Source organism: Bacillus sp. FJAT-27986 (assembly GCF_001685035.1).
Lineage (GTDB): Bacteria > Bacillota > Bacilli > Bacillales > Pradoshiaceae > Pradoshia.
The window spans coordinates 62,436-83,081 of record NZ_MAYV01000002.1 but is presented as its reverse complement, the minus strand read 5'-3'; the positions used below and the strand labels follow the sequence as shown (position 1 = coordinate 83,081).

The window sequence follows — 20,646 nt, the reverse complement described above, 5'->3', positions numbered from 1 at the left end:
AATTCATATTGTTCCGCAGTAGCTCAGTGGTAGAGCACTCGGCTGTTAACCGAGCGGTCGTAGGTTCGAATCCTACCTGCGGAGCCATTTTTTTGTCCTGTTTATTGTGCTTCCATAGCTCAGCAGGTAGAGCACTTCCATGGTAAGGAAGAGGTCAGCGGTTCGAGCCCGCTTGGAAGCTCTCGAAAGTAGTTATGACTTTAACATCTTATGAATGGCCCCTTGGTCAAGCGGTTAAGACACCGCCCTTTCACGGCGGTAACACGGGTTCGAATCCCGTAGGGGTCACCAATTAATATGGAGGATTAGCTCAGCTGGGAGAGCATCTGCCTTACAAGCAGAGGGTCGGCGGTTCGATCCCGTCATCCTCCACCATTTAAGCCAAAAATATTACCAAAAAATACTTGGTGAAATTATAATTCATATAGGTTATACTAACTAAGTGTTCAAAAGAAGGTTTAAAAACTAATATGCCGGTGTAGCTCAATTGGTAGAGCAACTGACTTGTAATCAGTAGGTTGGGGGTTCAAGTCCTCTTGCCGGCACTCTTAATATCGGAGGGGTAGCGAAGTGGCTAAACGCGGCGGACTGTAAATCCGCTCCTTCGGGTTCGGCAGTTCGAATCTGCCCCCCTCCACCATTATTTTAATAAGCTTTGAGTAATGGACAAGATATTGTCCCTTTTTTTCTTTTTGGGCTATAGCCAAGCGGTAAGGCAACGGACTTTGACTCCGTCATTCGTAGGTTCGAATCCTGCTAGCCCAGCCATTTAGAGCCATTAGCTCAGTCGGTAGAGCATCTGACTTTTAATCAGAGGGTCGAAGGTTCGAGTCCTTCATGGCTCATTTTGCGGAAGTAGTTCAGTGGTAGAACATCACCTTGCCAAGGTGGGGGTCGCGGGTTCGAATCCCGTCTTCCGCTCCAAAATTTTATACGACTATTTTAAACCTTAAATGCATTGCATTTTAAGGTTTTTTTTATTATAAAAACCATTAAGCCCTGCGATAAGAAGAATTGGCACGCATCAAAAGCAAGAATTAAACTATTCAGCTACCGTTTTATTGGTACTAAAGAGGCTCTTTACTCTTGAGAAACGATTTGCGAGACTGAACTAAGCTAATAAGGTATGATAGAAGTTAAGTGTGTACTTTTAAAACCATTATATAAGCGATCTATAGATTAAAGAGTATTAGCATAAAGGTTCGGTGAATGACATTGCCTGATCGATAGGGGAAAAGGTGCTCTTTAAGTAATGCCAGTACGTTTGAAGAAGTTAATCTGGTTATGATATATATCAACAAATCCTGTCGATTATATATAGATGTTTTATAAAGAATCTACGGTTTGTTTGAGAGGTAGGTTAATTCAAGAATAAGGCATGGGGTCAAACGTAAAGAAAAACGACATTGAATGATAAATAGTGAAGGGCACAGGAGAAAATTTATATGACTGTCTCCTGGCTGTATACTTAGTACAGTAAAAGTTGACCCTTATCCGGAATGGATGAGGCAATGAATAGGGCCTATTCATTCTGGGTCTAAATATAATGAGTGAAACTAATACCAATTGGGATTTTGTTAGCCGTCAGTGGATACCAGAGATCATCATTCCACAAAGAAAAGCAGCAACCTTTTTAGGATTACTGCTTTACATATCTTGTGTGAGTTTGATAGAGATTGATTAATGAGTCCAGTTCAGTACTTGCTTTGATGACATCAGAGTCAAGCATTGAAGTTGAAGAGGCAAGTAGTATCATTCTTTGGCGGCATTGTTCAATATCCTTCATAAGTATATGTAGTTCCAAGTCTTCACTCCTATCTGCAAGAGGTTTTGTTACCTTTATTACCCATATTTATAAAGATTAAACAGTGTGTCAATGTAAAAAACAAAAATTATTTTTTATTGAAACTTTTCTCAAGGCCAGTGCGTATAAATGCTGAAGGCCGCCAATGCGGAGGATGGACAATTTGGAAGGACTTATTAAAGAAAGAATACAGGAAGTGCTGGGTGGTAAACAACAGGCATATGAAGACATCGTTCAGTTTTATAAAGACAGAGTATTTCAATTGTGCTATCGCATGCTGGGTGACCGCCATGAAGCAGAGGATGTGGCACAGGAAGCTTTTTTACGGGCATATATGAATATACACACTTTCCAGATGAACCGAAAGTTCTCCACCTGGTTATACCGGATTGCTACAAATTTATGTATAGACCGTATACGTAAAAAGAAGCCGGATTATTATCTCGATGCAGAAGTAGCAGGTACAGAGGGGCTTGATATGTATTCACAGATTCCATCGGATACAAAGTTACCTGAGGATGAACTGGAGAGTTTAGAGCTTAAAGAAAAAATGCAAAAGGAAATTCAGAATCTGCCTGAAAAATACCGCTCAGTTATTGTATTAAAATATGTGGATGAGCTATCTCTGAAAGAAATTAGTGAAATCCTTAATTTACCGGTAGGAACCGTGAAAACACGAATTCATAGGGGAAGAGATGCACTGAGAAAATCGATGCGATCTATATAAATGAGGTGGATTAAAATGAAACAATGCCCAGAAAACATCGCAGATTATATGCATGATTATCTCGACGATGACATTAATGAAGAACATTCCAATGTGCTTCTTTCGCATATAGCAGAATGTGATGAGTGTAAGAAAACCTTTCACGAGTTGAGTAAAACAGTTGCCTTTCTTCAAAGTAACCATATTACAGCACCTAGCGGATTTACCGCAAATGTAATGAGAAATCTACCTAAACAATCGAAAATGCGAAGGTTTGAAAAATGGCTGCAGCGCAATCCAGTGTTAATTGCCGCTTCGCTCTTTATTCTATTGATGGGCAGTAGCTTATTTTCCTATTGGGGAGAGGATGAACAGTTCTCATTCTCTAAAGACCCTAACTTGGTCGTCGAAGGACAAACTGTGATTGTTCCGGAAGGAAAGACGGTCAAAGGGGACCTTGTTGTCAAAAATGGAGATATAAAAGTTGAGGGCAAAGTCAATGGGAACGTAACGGTTATTAATGGAGATAACTATTTAGCAGGAGCTGGTGAAGTGACTGGAAATATAGAAGAGATTGATCAACTGTTTGAATGGATTTGGTTTCATACTAAGGATATAGCATCAAGAGTTTTTTAATCTATAGATAGAAATAGACCTATTTAAGGCAATCCACCGCGGATGGCCTTTTTCTTTTTCTATCAATGAATTTGGGACTGAATTCTTAGAGTTTGTGGAACAGTATGTTATAATAGTGGGGTTATACAACATAGCGGTATATACACCGTTCATGGGAAAGGACATGACTGGAGGAAATGACATGCCGTTTCTAAACAACTTTTCTTTATTAGATTATATTATAAACATAACCGACATCTTTCTCGTTTGGTTTGTTTTTTATAAATTATTGCAAATTATTAAAGGGACAAAAGCCGTACAGCTATTACGTGGAATCCTTTTAATTGTGATTGGACGCTTTGCGAGTGAAATCCTTGGCTTAAATACAATGAGCTATTTAATGGAAAATGTAATGACTTGGGGAGTTTTAGCCATCATTATTATCTTTCAGCCTGAATTACGACGAGCGCTCGAACAGTTGGGGAGAGGCCGTTTATTTTCCAGGACAAATTTTCAGGAAGAGAATGTGCAGGAGCAAACAATTGAAGCTATTATTAAATCGACAACCTATATGGCCAAGCGCCGGATTGGTGCCCTTCTTTCAATTGAAAGAGAGACGGGTCTTAATGATTATATTGAGACAGGTATACGTCTCGATTCCAGAGTGTCATCTGAGTTATTAATTAATATTTTTATACCGAATACACCACTGCACGATGGAGCGGTAATTCTGCAAAATGGCACAGTTGCTGCAGCAGCATGTTATCTTCCTTTATCTGAAAGCCCATTTGTTTCAAAGGAACTGGGAACAAGGCACAGGGCGGCGCTGGGAATAAGTGAAGTTACCGACAGCTTGACAATCGTTGTTTCGGAAGAGACAGGGAATATTTCTTTAACGAAAAACGGAGAGCTTTATCGGAATCTTTCGTTAGATGAACTGCAAAATATGCTTGAAAATGAATTGTCCATAAATAATAAAACGACCTCTTCGAATCTTTGGAATTGGAGGTCGAGAAAAGATGGATAAACTTATTTCTAGCAGTTGGTTTATGAAAATTGGGGCTTTTCTGATTGCACTATTCCTGTTTTTCTCTGTCAATAGTAACCCAATCAATAATTCCAGTAATCCTTATAATACACCTTCAAGTACAGAAACAGCCACGATTAAAAACGTGCCTGTTGAGGTTTATTATGATACCGATAATTTAATTGTCAGCGGGATACCCGAAACTCTGGATATTACGATTGAGGGACCTAAGAGTATAGTTATAACTGCTAAATCTACAATGGACTTTGAGATTTATGTAGACTTATCCGATCCTAAAATTGGTTCTCAAAAGGTACCAATCAAGGTAAAGAATTTATCGGATAAAATTAACTATACACTGACACAGGCCAATGCAACAGCAGTGGTAGAGGAGAAGGTAACAGAGAACTTCAAAGTCGAGGCTGAATTTGATAAAACACTATTAGCAGAAGGATATTCATCAGACCCGCCATATCTAAGTCCAACAGAAGTGGAAATAACGGGTGCCAAGAGCCATGTCGATAAGGTTTCTGTTGTAAAAGCAACTGTTAAAACGGACTCACATGTAACGAATGATATTCTAACTGAAGCAACAGTACAGGCATTTGATAGCAATATGAACTTGTTAGATGTGAATATTGAACCTAGTACAGTTGATATCTCGATAAATGTAAACAGTCCTTCAAAAGAGGTCAGCCTATCTGCTAAAGCTACAGGAGCACCGCCTGAAGGAGTTAAAATTGAAAGTATTAAAATTGATTCGGAGACAGCTACCATCTATGGAGGAGAATCCATTCTTAAAGATATAAAGGAGATAACGGTACCTGTTGATGTCAGCAATATTGATGAGGATACTGTAATTGAAATTCCAGTCAGCTTGCCTGATGGAGTGGTTGGATCTTCTATAGATACGGTTAAAGTGACAATTAAGATAAAGAAGGAAAATACTCAAACAATCTCGAATATACCTATTGAAATAAAGGGACTAGACAATGAGAAATATGAGGCGGAAATTCTTAATCCTTCAAAAGGGATGGTGGACCTGGCCATTGAAGGCGAGGCATCTAAGATTAAATCCCTGAAATCCAGTGATTTTGATATATTTATCGAGGTAAAAGAGTTAAATGTAGGAAACCATACAGTACCCTTAAAGGTGAATGCACCAGATGAGGTACATTGGGAACTGCCTAACAATAGTAAGACAATTACAGTGGAAATCTCAGAAAAAAGTTCAGATGGATAACAACCTACACTCTTTCATAAGACAGTTAGGTATATATAGGCAATAAAATATGAAGTGTATTAGTAGAAGGAGAGATTTTTAATGGGTAAATATTTCGGTACAGATGGTGTGAGGGGTGTAGCAAATAGCGAACTGACACCGGAGCTTGCTTTTAAGCTAGGCCGATTTGGAGGATATGTGTTAACAAAACATAATGAAAACCGTCCAAAAGTAATCATTGGCCGTGATACAAGAATATCCGGCTTCATGCTGGAAAGTGCCCTTGTAGCAGGTCTGCTCTCAATTGGAGCGGAGGTCATGCGCTTGGGAATCGTTTCAACACCTGGAGTTGCTTATTTAACAAAAGCATTAGGCGCAGAAGCAGGTGTAATGATTTCTGCCTCCCATAACCCTGTAGCGGATAATGGTATTAAATTCTTCGGATCTGATGGGTTTAAGCTTTCAGATGATCAGGAAGAAGAGATTGAAGCATTATTAGATATGGAAGAAGATCAACTCCCAAGACCAATCGGAGAAAACATTGGTAGAATCAATGATTACCTCGAAGGTGGGCAAAAATATATTCAATACTTAAAACAAACGGCGGACGAGGATTTCACAAATATCCATGTAGCCCTCGATTGTGCACACGGAGCTACTTCTTCTTTAGCAACACACTTGTTTGCTGATTTAGATGCTGATGTTTCGACTATGGGTGCTTCACCAAATGGTCTTAATATTAATGAAGGAGTCGGATCCACGCATCCAGATAAGCTGGCTGAATTTGTTCTCGAAAAGGGAGCGGATGTTGGTCTGGCTTTTGATGGAGATGGAGATCGATTAATAGCTGTCGATGAGAAAGGTAAAATCGTTGATGGAGATCAAATTATGTTCATTTGTGCAAAATACATGAAAGAACATAACCGCCTTAAGCATAATACAGTTGTTTCAACAGTTATGAGTAATATGGGATTTTATAAAGAATTAGATGTAAACCAAATCTTAAGTGCGCAGACAGCTGTTGGAGATCGGTATGTTGTAGAAGAAATGAAAAAAGGTGGATATAATCTTGGCGGAGAGCAATCAGGGCATATTATTTTCCTTGATTACAATACAACAGGAGACGGATTGCTGACAGGTGTACAGCTCATTAATATTATGAAGCTGACAGGTAAGCCACTTTCAGAACTTGCAGGCGAAATGAAAGTTTATCCACAAAAACTTGTTAATATCCGTGTAACAGATAAGCATCATGTAACGGATAATGATAAAGTGAAGGCAATTATTGATCAAGTGGAAGAGGAAATGAGCGGAAACGGGAGAATTCTTGTTAGACCGTCCGGAACTGAACCACTCGTTCGTGTAATGGCTGAGGCACCTACACAGGAACAATGCGATCAATACGTTGAGAGAATTGCCGATGTTGTAAGGGCAGAGATGGGCTTATAATAATAATCAATAACAATTAATGCATAAGGGGAACAGTTCTTCCTCTTATGCATATTTTATATATGTATAGCTGAATTATGAGATTTAAATGTATATTTTTGTAAATGTTGACGGAATGAGAGCAAATAGTGTATGCTGAAAATTGAGTTCAAAATAGAAGAGGAGGGAAGATGTTATTTAGTTATTAAAGCGCCAGGACTGGAGTAACCCAGTTGACGAGGTGGAGGTTATCGATCTTTCGGCGGATGCCTTCCGGTTGCATGCACAACTGACCCTCTTTTTACTAAATCAGTTTGGTGACAAATTGGACAGAATAAAAAGAGATGCATATATCAACTAAAAATTATTCAGAGATAAGGGGGCAAGTGTGCCCCCCTGGGCATTCTTGTTCCCTTCATCTTTTTTATAGGAGGATAAACAAGTATGTGTGGAATCGTAGGATATATTGGACATCAAGATGCTAAAGAAATTTTACTAAAAGGCTTAGAAAAGCTTGAATATAGAGGATATGATTCAGCTGGTATTGCTGTTATGAATGAGAACGGTGTACATGTGTTCAAAGAAAAAGGAAGAATAGCTGATTTACGTGAAAGCGTAGATTCATCTGTACAATCTTCTAAAGGAATTGGACACACTCGCTGGGCAACTCATGGAGTACCAAGCATAAGAAATGCTCACCCTCACCAAAGTTCGAATGGACGTTTTACGATCGTTCATAACGGTGTAATTGAGAACTATGAATTATTAAAGAGGGAGTACCTTCAAGATACTGATTTAGTGAGTGATACGGATACTGAGGTAATCGTTCAGCTTATCAGCAAATTTGTTGAAGAAGGACTTAACGTAGAAGCAGCTTTTGCAAAGGCTCTGGGTCTATTGCATGGTTCATATGCAATTGGCTTACTGGATGCACAAGATGAAGAAATCATTTATGTAGCTAAAAATAAAAGCCCATTATTAGTAGGTGTAGGTGCTGATTTCAATGTAATCGCTAGTGATGCGATGGCTATGCTGCAAGTAACAGACCAGTTTGTTGAACTTATGGATAAAGAAATTGTTCTTGTTACAAAAGATCAAATCACCATTAAACAATTGGACGGTACAGTAGTTACTCGTGAGCCTTACACAGCACAGCTGGATGCAAGCGATATTGAAAAAGGAACGTATCCGCACTACATGCTAAAAGAAATTGATGAGCAGCCTTTAGTAACTCGTAAAATCATTCAAGCTTATCAGAATGAAGCGGGTGAGCTAAAAATAGACGACGCAATTATTAATGCGATAAATGAAGCGGATCGTCTGTACATTGTTGCTTGTGGAACAAGCTATCATGCTGGCCTTGTTGGAAAACAAATGTTTGAAAAAATGGCGAAAGTACCGGTAGAAGTTCATGTAGCTTCCGAATTTGGCTACAATATGCCTTTACTATCAGAAAAACCATTGTTCATTTTCATTTCCCAAAGCGGAGAAACAGCAGATAGTCGTGCCGTACTTGTGCAAGTAAAAGAGATGGGCTACAAAGCCTTAACGATTACTAATGTACCTGGGTCAACATTGTCTCGTGAAGCTGACTTTACGTTGTTATTACATGCTGGTCCTGAAATTGCGGTTGCATCTACTAAAGCATACACAGCACAAATGGCTGTATTAACAATCCTGGCGGCTGTTGTGGCGAAAGAAAAAAATCAATTAGCAGATTTTGATGTAGTAAAAGAATTGGGAATCGTTGCGAACGCAATGGAGGCTCTATGTGATGACAAAGATAAATTCGAAATGATTGCACGCGAATATCTTGCTGTTACACGTAATTGTTTCTTTATTGGACGTTCTGTCGATTATTTCGTTGGCCTTGAGGGTGCGTTGAAGCTAAAAGAAATTTCCTATATTCAAGCGGAAGGCTTTGCCGGCGGTGAACTAAAACACGGTACAATTGCCTTAATTGAAGAAGGAACACCTGTTATTGCTTTGGCAACACAGGAAGCTGTAAACTTAAGCATCCGTGGTAACGTAAAAGAAGTGGTTGCACGTGGCGCTAACCCTTGCATCATTTCCATGAAGGGACTTGATCAAGAAGGAGACGCATACGTACTTCCAGAAGTTAACCCAATGTTAACACCTCTTATCTCTGTAATACCATTACAACTAATTGCTTACTATGCATCCCTTCACCGTGGCTGTGATGTGGATAAACCTCGTAATCTAGCAAAATCGGTTACGGTTGAGTAAGGAATCAATATAGTATAAACTCAATACCCAGCTACTCTTCGTTTGAAGGGAGCTGGGTTTTTTGAATTTGATAGAGGAAATTTTAGATGTACAATTAGTAAACTCATCCTTACTAGGTTATTTCTAAAGGTTAAGACTAAATGGGCTGTACACAAGAGCAAGTATATCTGGCTTCCCAGTACAGCCTATTTGTATATTCATACTCCCTAATTTACGAAAAATATAGAGGAGAATACAAATATAAGTTTGATAGACTAATGAGTCTGCACATTTTACATATTACTAAGCCGGTAATGATTTAATTTTGTTGAAGAGTTAGTAACTGTTTTCTCAAACAAATCACTCTTATAACGGAATACTATCCTTTAATAAAATTATACAAAACTTATATTTTTTCTATATATTTTGGTTTAAGTATCCGTGATTACGTGAATATAGTAAATGATTACAAAAAACTTACAAAGGGGAAATGAAAATTGAGTATTCTACAGAAAATAGCACTTGTATTAACGATCATTGGAGCTATAAATTGGGGGCTGATAGGTTTGTTTCAATTTGATCTTGTAGCAACTTTATTTGGAGGACAGGATGCCATTCTTTCTCGAATCGTCTATGCGTTAGTAGGTATTGCTGGTTTAACTAATATTGGGTTGCTCTTTGCTCCATCAAAGGAATCACGTATTGCGGCTTAATGATAATTTTAATCTCCCCCCTCTTTAAAGAGGAGGGATGTTTATGGGAAGATAGATGAGCTGACCAAAGATGAGGTCCTTTTCCTTGGACCTCTATTTGCCTAATGGGTGAACCTCAGGTGAGCTAATGAATTTTTATAGAGAAGAACGTAAGCGGTATATACATATTCTTGTTTAAGTTAGAAAATGGATAAAAAGTTCAAAATTGAGTAAGACACAGATAGCCCCGTGTAGTATCTTTTTATAGCTTCCCTCTTCATCCTCCTTTTAGCATAAATTTAAAAAGGTCGGCATATCGACCAAATTCATAAATGAAAATGATTGACAACATTCTGTAAAATCATGTAATGTATTATGTAACCGGTTACATATGGTACCGGTACCATATTTTGTTTGGAGATAAAATGGCTACTATAAAAGATGTTGCAAAGTATGCAGGAGTTTCTGTAGCGACTGTATCGAGATATTTAAATCAAGGCTACATAAGCGAAAAGGCACGTATGCAAGTAGAGGATGCAATTAAAGAATTAGGATATCGGCCCAGTATAATTGCTAGATCCTTGAATACAAAGCAGACAAATGCAATTGGGCTCATCATACCAGATATAACAAACCCTTTCTTTCCAGAGCTGGCAAGAGCAGTGGAAGACGCAGCATATGAAAATGGCTACACGGTTATTCTCTGCAATACAGATGAGCAGGCGGAGAAAGAACGCCAATACATTGAAACACTAACGAGAAAGTATATAGCAGGTATTATTTTGGCAACAAACGAGTTGGATAAGGAATATTACAAAAGCCTTAATGTCCCATTAGTGGCGCTTGATCGGTCAATTGGCGAAGGTTTTCCTACAGTAATGACCCAGAATATAGAAGGGGCGAAACTCGGATCTGAATTTTTGCTTAGGCAGCAAATCAATCATCTTGTTTGTTTACGCGGCCCAGATGGACTGAAGCCGGCTGATGATCGATTGAAAGGATTTTTACAAGCTACTGAAACCAGCCAGATTAAAACTACTATACTTGAGTGTCCATTTGATTTTAATGAGGCTGAGCAGATTGTTTTTAAATTATTGAAGGAGGACTCATCGATTGATGCAATTTTTGCCTGCAGTGATGTTTCGGCAATAGGAGCATTAAAAGCAGCCCATTCTCTCAAAATAACAGTGCCCGATCAATTGCAAATTCTCGGATTTGATGGGATTATGCTTGGACAGATGACGACACCTGGGTTATCGACAGTAGCACAAAATATTTATGAGCTTGGTTCTAAAGCAACTAAATTACTGATTAAACAAATTGATGGAGAATTACTCGAACAAATGACTGAATTTGTAGCTCCGCAATTAACCATAAGAGATTCAACAAAGGGGGCAATTCAATGATTACCATAATAGGAAGTATAAATATGGACTTAGTTTGCCAATCAGGGCTATTTCCTCAGCAGGGTGAAACAGTACTGGGAGAGCGGTTTGAAACAATTCCTGGTGGAAAAGGAGCTAATCAAGCAGTTGCTGCAGCCCGCTTAGGCAGCCAGGTTGCGATGATCGGTGCAGTGGGTAACGATAGCTTTGGTGACATGCTGATTGATAACCTTGAAAAAGAAAAAATTGATACAAATGGTGTAAGCAAGGTATCTGAAAGCACTGGTATAGCTAATATCATTGTGCATAATCAGGATAACCGCATTATTGTTGTGCCAGGTGCGAATTTTAAAGTAGATAAGACCTTGATAGACAAACACCGCAGGACAATTGAACGGTCAAAACTGGTCATCATGCAGCTTGAAATTCCGGTGGAAACAGTAGAATACACTTTGGATTTATGTTCCGAATTAAAGGTTCCCGTAATTGTAAATCCTGCTCCAGCCCAAAATTTCCGAGTGGAATGGATGGATAAGATTACGTTTTTAACACCTAATGAAACAGAATGCAATGTAATATTGGGTCTTTCAGCAGAACAAGCAGTTAGAGAGTACCCAAATAAATTAATAGTGACCTTGGGAGATAAAGGAGCTATGTATAGTGATGGTAATGAGATTATCCATGTAGAAGGATACAGAACGACCCCGGTTGATACGACGGGTGCAGGCGACACATTTAATGGCGCTTTTGCTCATGCCTATGTAAACGGAAAATCTCTTAATGATGCAACTCATTTTGCCAATATTGCAGCTTCGTTATCGGTTGAAGGATTTGGCGCTCAAGGCGGAATGCCTGGAATAGATGCGGTTGAGGCAAGGTTAAGGGGGAAGCTTGATGAAGAAAAAGGGAATCATTAATCGTGAATTAGCCGGTATTTTTGCCAAGCTTGGCCATACAGATCAGATTGTGATTGCTGATTGCGGACTTCCAATTCCAGATGGAACTGTATGTATCGACTTAGCCTATAAGCTTGGAGAACCAGGATTCATTCCTGTTTTGGAAGAGGTTTTAAAAGATTTGGAAGTAGAGCAGGTCTTTATAGCAGAGGAAATGAAGGAAACAAATCCTGATATAAACCACTACGTTCATGAATGCTTCAATGATATACAGAAGGTAACGCATGAGCAATTTAAAATACAAACAAAGGCAGCTAAAGTAATCATTCGTACCGGTGAAGCTTCGCCATATGCAAATATTATTTTACAGAGTGGCGTTATTTTTTAACAGAGGGTGGGTGAACGGCAAATGATTCAGATGTCCGGTATTTCAAAAGCATTCAGTGGTAATGTCGTACTCAGGGATGTCCAATTTGAATTGCTTAACGGAGAAATTCATGCGCTTATGGGAGAGAATGGAGCAGGAAAATCTACACTGATGAAAATCATGTCCGGTATTTATACGAAGGACAGCGGAGAGGTAAGAGTCGACGGTCATTTGATGGATTTTAAGTCGGCGAAGGATTCTGAGAACCAGGGTATCCATGTGATTCATCAGGAGTTAAATATTTTACCTGACCTTACCGTGGCCGAAAATCTATTTCTCGGCAAGGAACTAGAGTATGGACTTGGAGTTTTGAAACGTAAAGAAATGGAACAGGAAACAAAAAGGCTATTGAAAAAGCTAGGCCTGGATGTTCATCCACGGACCAGAGCGGGAGACTTATCGGTCGGGAAGCAACAAATTATTGAGATTGCAAAAGCGATTGCTTCTGAAGCCAAATATATTGTTATGGATGAACCTACTGCTGCCTTGACAGACCGTGAAATCCAAACCCTGTTTAAAACAGTTAGAGAGCTGAAAAGCAAGGGAATTTCATTCGTCTATATTTCCCACCGTATGGAAGAGATATTTGCAATTTGTGATCGGATTACGGTATTGCGTGATGGAGAATATGTAGGAGTGAAGGAAATCTCGGAGACAACATTCGATGAAATCGTTGCTATGATGGTTGGACGTCAGTTAGGAGAACGATTCCCTTCCAGAAATGCCAAGATAGGCAACAAGAAGCTGGAGGTGAAGGGTTTAAGTGCGGATAATGCCTTTCAGGATGTGTCATTTACCTTGCATCAAGGGGAGGTATTGGCACTCTCAGGATTGATGGGGGCTGGTAGAACTGAAATAGCAGAAGCTCTATTTGGACATAGGAAATCTACCCAGGGGGAGATTTTTATTGATGGTCAGAAGGTCCAAATTAAAACTCCCATAGAAGCTATGAAGCTTGGAATTGGTTTGGTGACAGAGGATCGAAAATCAAAGGGATTAATATTAGATTTCTCAATTAAAGAGAATATTATGTTGGCAAATTTAGAAAAGGGCTCTAAAGCTAGCGTTATACAGCCAGGCAAGGAGAATGAGTTTGTTCAAAATTACATAAATCAGTTACGAATACGCTCCTCTGGTGCAGAACAAATCGTTAAGTCTCTATCAGGCGGTAATCAACAAAAGGTTGTTATTGCCAAGTGGCTCGGCACTCAACCAAAAATTCTGATTCTGGATGAACCGACACGAGGGGTTGATATTGGCGCTAAGAAGGAAATCTATCACATTATCAATCAATTAGCCGAGGCTGGGGTAGCTATTTTAATGATTTCTTCAGAACTACCGGAAATCATAGGTATGGCGGATAGAGTGCTAGTGATGCAGGAAGGTAAATTGACAGGGGTAGTAGAGAAGAAAGATATGACACAAGAAAGAATCATGCATTTTGCGACAGGGGGAGAGAAGATTGTCTAAAGTGAACTACAAAAAGTGGCTTTCCAAGCTAGGTCCGCTATTTGGTCTATTGTTATTAATTGTGGTAATTACAATCATGAATCCGAGTTTCTTGACGGTCTCAAATATTTTAAACGTTTTACGACAAGTTACAATTAGCGGGCTGATTGCATTTGGGATGACATTTGTGGTCTTGACTGGGGGAATTGACCTTTCTGTCGGCTCTACATTGGCATTGACCGGTGCAGTGGCAGCAAGCCTTCTTGCCAGTGGTACAGATCCAATCATAGCAATGGGTGCTGCTCTAATACTTGGGTTAATCCTGGGTGCAATTAATGGAGTGATCATTACAAAAGGAAAAGTTGCCCCATTTATTGCTACTTTAGCAACAATGACTATTTATCGCGGATTAACGCTTGTTTATACGGAAGGAAAGCCAGTTTCGGGGCTGGGTGACTCTCTTACTTTCCAAATGTTTGGTAAAGGATATTTATTAGGAATTCCTGTTCCTGTTGTTACAACAATTTTGGCCTTCATTATATTATATTTCATTCTCCATAAGACAACTTTTGGCCGCCGAGTTTATGCTGTAGGTGGAAATGAAGACGCTTCCAAGCTATCTGGAATCAATACGGATCGAGTGAAAATTTGGGTTTACGCAATTACGGGTCTTTTAGCCTCTGTCTCAGCATTAATTTTAACATCACGTCTGAATTCAGCTCAGCCGACTGCTGGAGAATCCTATGAGTTGGATGCGATTGCCGCAGTTGTTTTAGGGGGTACTTCGCTAACTGGAGGACGTGGTTGGATATTCGGTACATTAGTAGGTGTATTGATAATCGGAGTACTGAATAATGGAATGAATTTAATTGGGGTTTCATCATTCTTCCAACAGGTTGTGAAGGGTGCAGTTATATTAATGGCAGTTCTTTTAGATCGCAAAAAACAAGCATAAAAGGGAGTGTATTAAATGAAAAAGTATTCATTAATTCTGTTGGCAGCAATGTTATCTGTTGTGTTGGCAGCCTGTTCAATGGAATCAGGAAGCAAATCAGAATCCAAGTCATCCAAGGAAAAAGGAGATATGGTTATCGGGTTCTCAGTATCTACATTAAACAATCCGTTCTTCGTGTCACTAAGCGAAGCTGCTGAAGAAAAAGCGGATAGCCTTGATGCAAAGATAACAGTAGTAGATGCTCAAGATGATGCTTCTAAGCAAGCGTCTGACGTAGAGGATTTAATTCAGCAAAAAGTTGATATGATCATGATTAATCCTGTAGATTCTTCTGCGGTTTCTTCAGCGGTTGAATCAGCTAATAGCGCTGGGATTCCAGTTATTACAGTAGACAGATCATCAGAGGGTGGAGAAGTTATATCTCATATAGCATCCGATAATAAGGCAGGCGGTAAATTAGCAGGCGAATATTTACTTACTTTAGTAGAAAAAGGTGCTCAGGTTGCTGTGTTAGAAGGGATAGCTGGTTCATCAGCTGCTATTGACCGTGGAGAAGGATTTAATGAAGCAGTAAAAGAATCAGTAGAGATTAAAGCTAGCCAAACTGCTAATTTTGATAGATCAGAAGGATTAACAGTTATGGAAAACATTCTTCAGGCTAATCCAGATATTGAAGCAGTATTCGCACAAAATGATGAGATGGCTCTTGGAGCTCTAGAAGCAATTGAAGGAAGCGGTAAAGATATTATCGTTATTGGCTTTGATGCGACAGATGATGCATTGAAAAAGGTTGAATCCGGTGAGATGGCTGCTACCGTTGCTCAACAGCCAGGTTTAATTGGTGAAAAAGCAGTTGAGGCTGCCGTAAATCATTTAGACGGCAAAGAAATCGATAAAGCTATACCTGTAGAGCTTAAGCTTATAAAAAAATAATAGATTTCTGTATATTTGTTAACTGAAAGAATAGATTTAGAGTGTCTTTACAATGGACAGTTGTCGATAGAGTCGGCAGCTGTTTTTTTGTGTGCATATTAATAAAATGGGAACTCTTTTACCCTTCAAAATCATTTGCCAGTAGATAGAAGAAAGACGTACTTTTATTGCTGTATCTTTCATATAAATATAAAACTTGGACAATATGGAGGAATGCAAATGAACTGGGATGAAGAATATGACGTTATAGTAGTAGGCAGTGGTGCGGGAGGATTGGTAGCAGCTATTACATCTGCGTATGGCGGTCTTCGCACAGCTATTATTGAAAAAGGATCTGTATGGGGTGGTTCATCGGCTTTATCTGGCGGAGGTTTGTGGATTCCAAATAATCATGTTTCGAAAAATGCTGGCTTACAGGACAGTGAAGAAGAAGCTCTTACTTATATGCAAGAAATAATAGAGGACACAGGGCCAGCATCTACGTATGAGCGAAAAGAGGCCTATGTGAAAAATGGTCACAGGATGGTAAAGTTTTTAGAGGATTTAGGGATGAAGTGGGTAGCGGGCTCATTGTATCCAGATTATTATCCTGAAAGACCTGGTGGTAAAATAGGTCGCTCCATTGAGGCGGAAATTGTTGATGCTAGGCTTTTAGCAGAGAACGAAGAGACCTTGCGAACGGGTGAGCTTGAGGCTCCGATGCCCATCTATTCCGGCAAAGTAGCCTCTTTACCAAAAGCCTTTACAAATGCAAAAGATTTTAACACGGTTGTCGGTATGTTCCTGAATGGATTTAAGCATAAGATCAAAGGTGAACATGCTATATCGATTGGAGGCGGATTGGTCAGCCGTTTACTCATAATTGCAAAGAAATATCAAGTCCCACTGATGTTATCTACACCCTTAAAGGATTTAATCATGGAGGAAGATAAAATTGTAGGGGTCGAGGCAGAAAAAGAGGGGAAACCATATTTTATCAAGTGTCGGTCAGTGATTTTGGCGGGTGGAGGATTTGAACGAAATCTGGAGCTGCGCAAAAAATATCATCATGTAGGAACAGACTGGACAGCTGCAAGTCCGGATAACACAGGAGATATGCTGTTAATCGCAGAAAAGCATAACTTAGATACTGCTTTATTGGATGATGCCTGGTGGGGACCTACAGCGATTGACGCAAGCGGTGCCCGAAAATTCCTTGTGCATGAACGTTCAATGCCACATTGTATAATAGTGGATCAAACGGGAGAACGTTATTTTAACGAGTCACAATCTTATACAGATGCTGGCCATGCGATTCTTGAAAGGCAAGAAAAGAATGGGAAAGCGATTCACTCATGGCTTATTATGGAGAGCAGACATCGAAATAAGTATTTGTTTGGTAACATGCTCCCAAGAAGAACTCCTAAAAGTGCAATTGAAAGCGGATTCTTAATTAAAGCGAATTCCATTGAAGAATTGGCGGAGAAATGCAAAATTAACATAGAGGGGTTAAAAAATACGGCTAACAGGTTTAATGATTTTTCAAAAAAAGGGTTGGATGAAGATTTTGGGCGTGGAAACTCAGTTTATGATAATTATTACGGCGATCCTACTTATAAAAATCCTAACCTGGGTGCTATTGAAAAACCGCCATTCTATGCCTGTAAAATTTATCCTGGTGATTTAGGGACAAAAGGCGGAATTGTAGCTAATGAACATGGGCAAGCTCTTCGCAATGGATTACCGATAGAAGGGTTATATGCAACTGGAAATTGTTCAGCATCCGTTATGGGACGTGTATATGCTGGTCCAGGTGCCACATTAGGACCATCAACGGTATTTGGCTATATATCCGCTAACCATATTAAAGAGAAACTACTAGTATCAGCTGAATAAGCCTTAGAGCTCGATATTTCACCAACGCACTCTGTATTAAGTATTAAAATCAACTCCGGTTTGAAAGTCTTCCTCTACTTGATAAAGGAAGACTTTTTGAGTTCGCTAAAATTCTTTCTTATTATTTAGTTAAAATGATTTTTTCTATTAAATCAGCCATCATACATGCTTGTTTTTTTCCAAGATTTATATAAAGACGGTGCCTCCCTAACAAGATGAAGCTTATAATAGACTCAGGACATATTGTACTTGAAAGTAGGAATGTAATTCATGAGTTCGAATGAAGATAAACCTTTTCGGGAGATGGGGATAAAAGAAAAGATTACAACTGTGGTGATTATCTGCCTAATTGTACTCATTCCTTTGTCGTTTGTGTTGGGTGTTACTTACTTTAGTTTTGCGGGCTTTTTTAGATTGTTTGGGGGAGAGTATGACTCTCGATTTACACTCTTCCTATTTGTTGTGTTTCTCTTTTTGCTTGGTTTGGTGTTGGATTTGTTTTCAATGGTGCTTGTTAAATTATCAAAACTCTATATATCTGGGACCTACCAATTATTCTCTGTGAAGTTTCTGTTTAACTGTATCTTTAGTTGGCTGACTATTTATACAGTAGACGAATTTATGGATCGCATTACAGTTCCTTTTATAGTGGAAATAATCGTGGTTATTTTTATGTTCTTCCTTGAAGAGGCTTTAGAGCAGAAGGAAACTTGAAAGACTATTAATATTTAAATACATATAATTGGTAAAAAATTTTATTATTAATCTGCTTAATTTTTAATTGGGAGGAGATTGTGATGGAAGAGGTTAATAGTAACGAGGTTTCAGGATATAAAGAAAAGCGAATTCGTTATTCCATTTTCAGTACAAATAAAGATTCACGTAGCCTGGCCATTATGTTTCCTGGGTTGGGATATACGGTTCATGGACCTCTTTTTCATTTTGCCACAGGGTTATATTTAAACAAAGGGATAGATGTATTGCAATTAGAGTACCCATATGGAGATTCTTTTTATGAGGATTTCACCTACAAACAGCTAGTTGAAGCGGTTATCTATGATTCCGGAGCAATGATTGATCATGCTCTGAAGGATAGAGAGTATGAAAATTTCTACCTGATTGGAAAATCACTTGGTACGATCGCGATGAGCAATGAGCTGAAAAAATCTCAATTCAAGGATGCAAAAGCTGTTTGGCTGACACCTTTACTAAAAAGAGATGATGTATGGAGTGCTATGAAAGACAGTTCTGTCAAAGGATTATGCTTTATTGGCGACCATGATCATCAATATATAGAGGATAGATTCAAACAATTGGATTATCATCCAAGTATGAAAACAAGGCTCTACCCAAAGGTGTACCACGGCATGGATTATGAAGGAGATATACTTAAGTCGATAGATGTATTAAAGGATATCATAGGTGAGATTGATCAATTTTAATTTCCATATAGGATGGAAAGTTTAAAAGCTTCATGCTGGGAGAGAAAGAATTTAAATCGTTTATGTGAATGAAATGCATAGGGACTATACCTTTTTTACATAATAAGAAAAATAAACAACTTAGGAGGATTCTTTATGAGAAAAAGAAGTATAGCAGTACTATTGGCATTCCTATGTATGTTCAGTTCACAGGTTCAGGCGGAAATTGGTCCTAAGGAAAAGGACTATTATGATAATTATCGAAGTATTTTGCAGGTTATGAAGGAAAGTATGTCTGAGGCTCCTAAAACAGGGGATCCATCGCTCGATTTTTTGTATGAAATGATTCCGCATCATGAAGCAGCTGTTTCTATGGCAGAAAATTTATTAAAATATGACGGTGCCAATAATCAGCTGAAAAGACTGGCAGATACGATAATTAAGGAACAGTTAAATGGTATAAGACAAATGGAGGAACTGAAAAATAAGCTAAAAAATAATCCTCAAGTGAATAAGCAGGCAGAAGCTGCTTATCTACAGACCTATAATAACATTTATAGCTCAATGATCACTCAATTGGAGGCTGCGAAACCAACGGGAAATGTTAATAGAGACTTCCTGACTGAAATGATTCCACATCATGAGGCTGCTATTGAAATGGGCAAAAATATATTAAGGTATACTCAAAATCCTGAATTAAGGACAATCGTACAAAAGATGATTGTTACACAACAAAGGCAAGTTGCAGAAATGAATAATTTATTAAAAACTATTCGATAAGCATAAAGAAGGTGACGTGAGAGTAAATCACGTCACCTTCTTGCTTTTTTTAGCATTCATATTAATCGTTATTGCGTGCTTCTCCGCCTTTTTTGCCGATCTCGCGGTAGAACTCTTTATCATGGTTATCGGAAGTAGCTTCTCCGCCCTTTTTACCGATTTCTTGGTAAAACTCTTTATCATGATTATCAGAAGTGGATTCTCCACCTTTTTGTCCAATTTCTTGGTAGAATTCTTTATCATGATTTTCGGAAGTAGCCTCTCCGCCTTTTTGTCCAATTTCTTGGTAGAATTCTTTATCATGGTTTTTCGAAGTAGCTTCTCCGCCTTTTTTGCCAATTTCTTGGTAGAATTCTTTGTCTTGCTTTTTAGATGTAGCTTTTCCGCCTTTGCGTCCTGCTTCTTCTCTAGACATTTTGTCTGCCATAATAAATCGCTCCTTTGGGTTTATTTTAATTGTTTTGTTGTATACTCTGTATATTTCCAACGTGAGTATAGTAAAAACGCTAAATTGAGTCTTTAATTCAAATGTAACGTGTTTGTAAATAGTTGAAAAAAAGAATCCTTTTTGAGGAAATTGAAATGTATTAGTAAGTCTGTAAGCCTAATAGAATCAACAATTCGGTTCATAAATTTCTATGTTTATACCAATATCCTTTGAACTATTTTATTAATTTAAAAGTGTATTTAAAAGATTGAAAGTTATAGGATATTCGAATTGTATTGAAGAATAAGTAAATCTATTCCTTTTTAAAACAGAATTCGCATTTATATTTGAGAGATATTGATATAATGGATGAGTTGA

Annotated in this window: 19 protein-coding genes and 9 tRNA genes; 26 read left to right on the top strand and 2 right to left on the bottom strand. The window is 38.5% G+C overall.

The genetic code is table 11. The annotated features are described in order from the left end of the window. The first annotated feature begins 12 nt into the window (after positions 1-12). From A8L44_RS05145 to A8L44_RS05105, 9 genes are all read left to right on the top strand, one after another. A tRNA-Asn gene (locus A8L44_RS05145) sits at positions 13-87 on the top strand. Between the two features lie 21 nt (positions 88-108). Then, positions 109-181: transfer RNA gene (locus tag A8L44_RS05140), tRNA-Thr, on the top strand. Between the two features lie 35 nt (positions 182-216). Beyond that, positions 217-291: transfer RNA gene (locus A8L44_RS05135), tRNA-Glu, on the top strand. 8 nt (positions 292-299) lie between these two features. Beyond that, a tRNA-Val gene (locus tag A8L44_RS05130) sits at positions 300-375 on the top strand. Between the two features lie 97 nt (positions 376-472). After that, a tRNA-Thr gene (locus A8L44_RS05125) sits at positions 473-545 on the top strand. An 11-nt stretch (positions 546-556) separates the two neighbouring features. Next, positions 557-640 (top strand) — tRNA-Tyr (locus tag A8L44_RS05120). Positions 641-693: 53 nt separating this feature from the next. Further along, positions 694-768 (top strand) — tRNA-Gln (locus A8L44_RS05115). A gap of 4 nt (positions 769-772) precedes the next feature. Further along, positions 773-845: transfer RNA gene (locus tag A8L44_RS05110), tRNA-Lys, on the top strand. A gap of 4 nt (positions 846-849) precedes the next feature. Beyond that, a tRNA-Gly gene (locus tag A8L44_RS05105) sits at positions 850-924 on the top strand. A gap of 715 nt (positions 925-1,639) precedes the next feature. On the opposite strand, the gene A8L44_RS18435 is transcribed toward A8L44_RS05105, so the two are convergent. Further along, complete coding sequence (locus A8L44_RS18435; RefSeq protein WP_077247995.1) at positions 1,640-1,804, bottom strand: aspartyl-phosphate phosphatase Spo0E family protein; 165 nt, start codon at positions 1,802-1,804, stop codon at positions 1,640-1,642. A gap of 163 nt (positions 1,805-1,967) precedes the next feature. Between A8L44_RS18435 and sigW the strand changes: the two genes are divergently transcribed. The 17 genes from sigW (at position 1,968) to A8L44_RS05020 (ending at position 19,841) form a co-directional block, all read left to right on the top strand. After that, on the top strand, positions 1,968-2,531 hold the full coding sequence (sigW, locus tag A8L44_RS05100; RefSeq protein ID WP_066102665.1) for an RNA polymerase sigma factor SigW: 564 nt from the start codon (positions 1,968-1,970) through the stop codon (positions 2,529-2,531). A 15-nt stretch (positions 2,532-2,546) separates the two neighbouring features. Further along, complete coding sequence (locus A8L44_RS05095) at positions 2,547-3,146, top strand: anti-sigma factor family protein (RefSeq protein WP_066102661.1); 600 nt, start codon at positions 2,547-2,549, stop codon at positions 3,144-3,146. 181 nt (positions 3,147-3,327) lie between these two features. Next, positions 3,328-4,152, top strand: coding sequence for a diadenylate cyclase CdaA (gene cdaA / locus A8L44_RS05090; protein WP_066102658.1), 825 nt, complete (start codon positions 3,328-3,330; stop codon positions 4,150-4,152). After that, entirely contained in the window at positions 4,145-5,395 is a 1,251-nt protein-coding gene (locus tag A8L44_RS05085) for a CdaR family protein (protein ID WP_066102655.1), read from the top strand. Before cdaA ends, A8L44_RS05085 begins: the two co-directional genes overlap by 8 nt. An 81-nt stretch (positions 5,396-5,476) precedes the next feature. Then, positions 5,477-6,823, top strand: a complete 1,347-nt coding sequence (gene glmM, locus A8L44_RS05080) for a phosphoglucosamine mutase (protein ID WP_066102649.1) — start codon at positions 5,477-5,479, stop codon at positions 6,821-6,823. A 423-nt stretch (positions 6,824-7,246) separates the two neighbouring features. Continuing rightward, positions 7,247-9,049: a glutamine--fructose-6-phosphate transaminase (isomerizing) gene (gene glmS, locus A8L44_RS05075; protein WP_066102646.1), complete on the top strand. Its 1,803-nt coding sequence runs from the start codon at positions 7,247-7,249 to the stop codon at positions 9,047-9,049. Positions 9,050-9,525: 476 nt separating this feature from the next. Then, positions 9,526-9,741, top strand: coding sequence for a DUF378 domain-containing protein (locus A8L44_RS05070; RefSeq protein ID WP_066102643.1), 216 nt, complete (start codon positions 9,526-9,528; stop codon positions 9,739-9,741). Positions 9,742-10,145: 404 nt separating this feature from the next. After that, positions 10,146-11,126 carry a LacI family DNA-binding transcriptional regulator gene (locus A8L44_RS05065; protein WP_066102639.1) on the top strand — a complete coding sequence of 327 codons (981 nt, stop codon included), beginning with the start codon at positions 10,146-10,148 and terminating at the stop codon, positions 11,124-11,126. Then, positions 11,123-12,022, top strand: a complete 900-nt coding sequence (gene rbsK / locus A8L44_RS05060; RefSeq protein WP_066102636.1) for a ribokinase — start codon at positions 11,123-11,125, stop codon at positions 12,020-12,022. Before A8L44_RS05065 ends, rbsK begins: the two co-directional genes overlap by 4 nt. After that, positions 12,000-12,389, top strand: a complete 390-nt coding sequence (rbsD, locus tag A8L44_RS05055) for a D-ribose pyranase (RefSeq protein WP_066102633.1) — start codon at positions 12,000-12,002, stop codon at positions 12,387-12,389. Before rbsK ends, rbsD begins: the two co-directional genes overlap by 23 nt. Before the next feature lie 21 nt (positions 12,390-12,410). Then, positions 12,411-13,898, top strand: a complete 1,488-nt coding sequence (locus tag A8L44_RS05050) for a sugar ABC transporter ATP-binding protein (RefSeq protein ID WP_066102630.1) — start codon at positions 12,411-12,413, stop codon at positions 13,896-13,898. 1 nt (position 13,899) lies between these two features. Continuing rightward, positions 13,900-14,832: an ABC transporter permease subunit gene (locus A8L44_RS05045; RefSeq protein ID WP_373925508.1), complete on the top strand. Its 933-nt coding sequence runs from the start codon at positions 13,900-13,902 to the stop codon at positions 14,830-14,832. A 15-nt stretch (positions 14,833-14,847) separates the two neighbouring features. Then, the gene (gene rbsB, locus A8L44_RS05040; protein ID WP_066102624.1) at positions 14,848-15,765 is read left to right on the top strand and encodes a ribose ABC transporter substrate-binding protein RbsB; all 918 of its coding nucleotides are present in this window, start codon (positions 14,848-14,850) and stop codon (positions 15,763-15,765) included. A gap of 219 nt (positions 15,766-15,984) precedes the next feature. After that, positions 15,985-17,640, top strand: a complete 1,656-nt coding sequence (locus tag A8L44_RS05035) for an FAD-dependent oxidoreductase (protein WP_175354242.1) — start codon at positions 15,985-15,987, stop codon at positions 17,638-17,640. 270 nt (positions 17,641-17,910) lie between these two features. After that, positions 17,911-18,354 carry a YrvL family regulatory protein gene (locus A8L44_RS05030; protein ID WP_066102618.1) on the top strand — a complete coding sequence of 148 codons (444 nt, stop codon included), beginning with the start codon at positions 17,911-17,913 and terminating at the stop codon, positions 18,352-18,354. An 83-nt stretch (positions 18,355-18,437) separates the two neighbouring features. Next, on the top strand, positions 18,438-19,082 hold the full coding sequence (locus A8L44_RS05025) for a hypothetical protein (protein WP_066102615.1): 645 nt from the start codon (positions 18,438-18,440) through the stop codon (positions 19,080-19,082). A gap of 135 nt (positions 19,083-19,217) precedes the next feature. After that, entirely contained in the window at positions 19,218-19,841 is a 624-nt protein-coding gene (locus A8L44_RS05020; RefSeq protein ID WP_066102612.1) for a DUF305 domain-containing protein, read from the top strand. A gap of 61 nt (positions 19,842-19,902) precedes the next feature. On the opposite strand, the gene gsiB is transcribed toward A8L44_RS05020, so the two are convergent. Continuing rightward, positions 19,903-20,268 (bottom strand): glucose starvation-inducible protein GsiB, encoded by a 366-nt coding sequence (gsiB, locus tag A8L44_RS05015; RefSeq protein ID WP_066102606.1) that lies wholly within the window; start codon positions 20,266-20,268, stop codon positions 19,903-19,905. Positions 20,269-20,646: the final 378 nt, after the last annotated feature.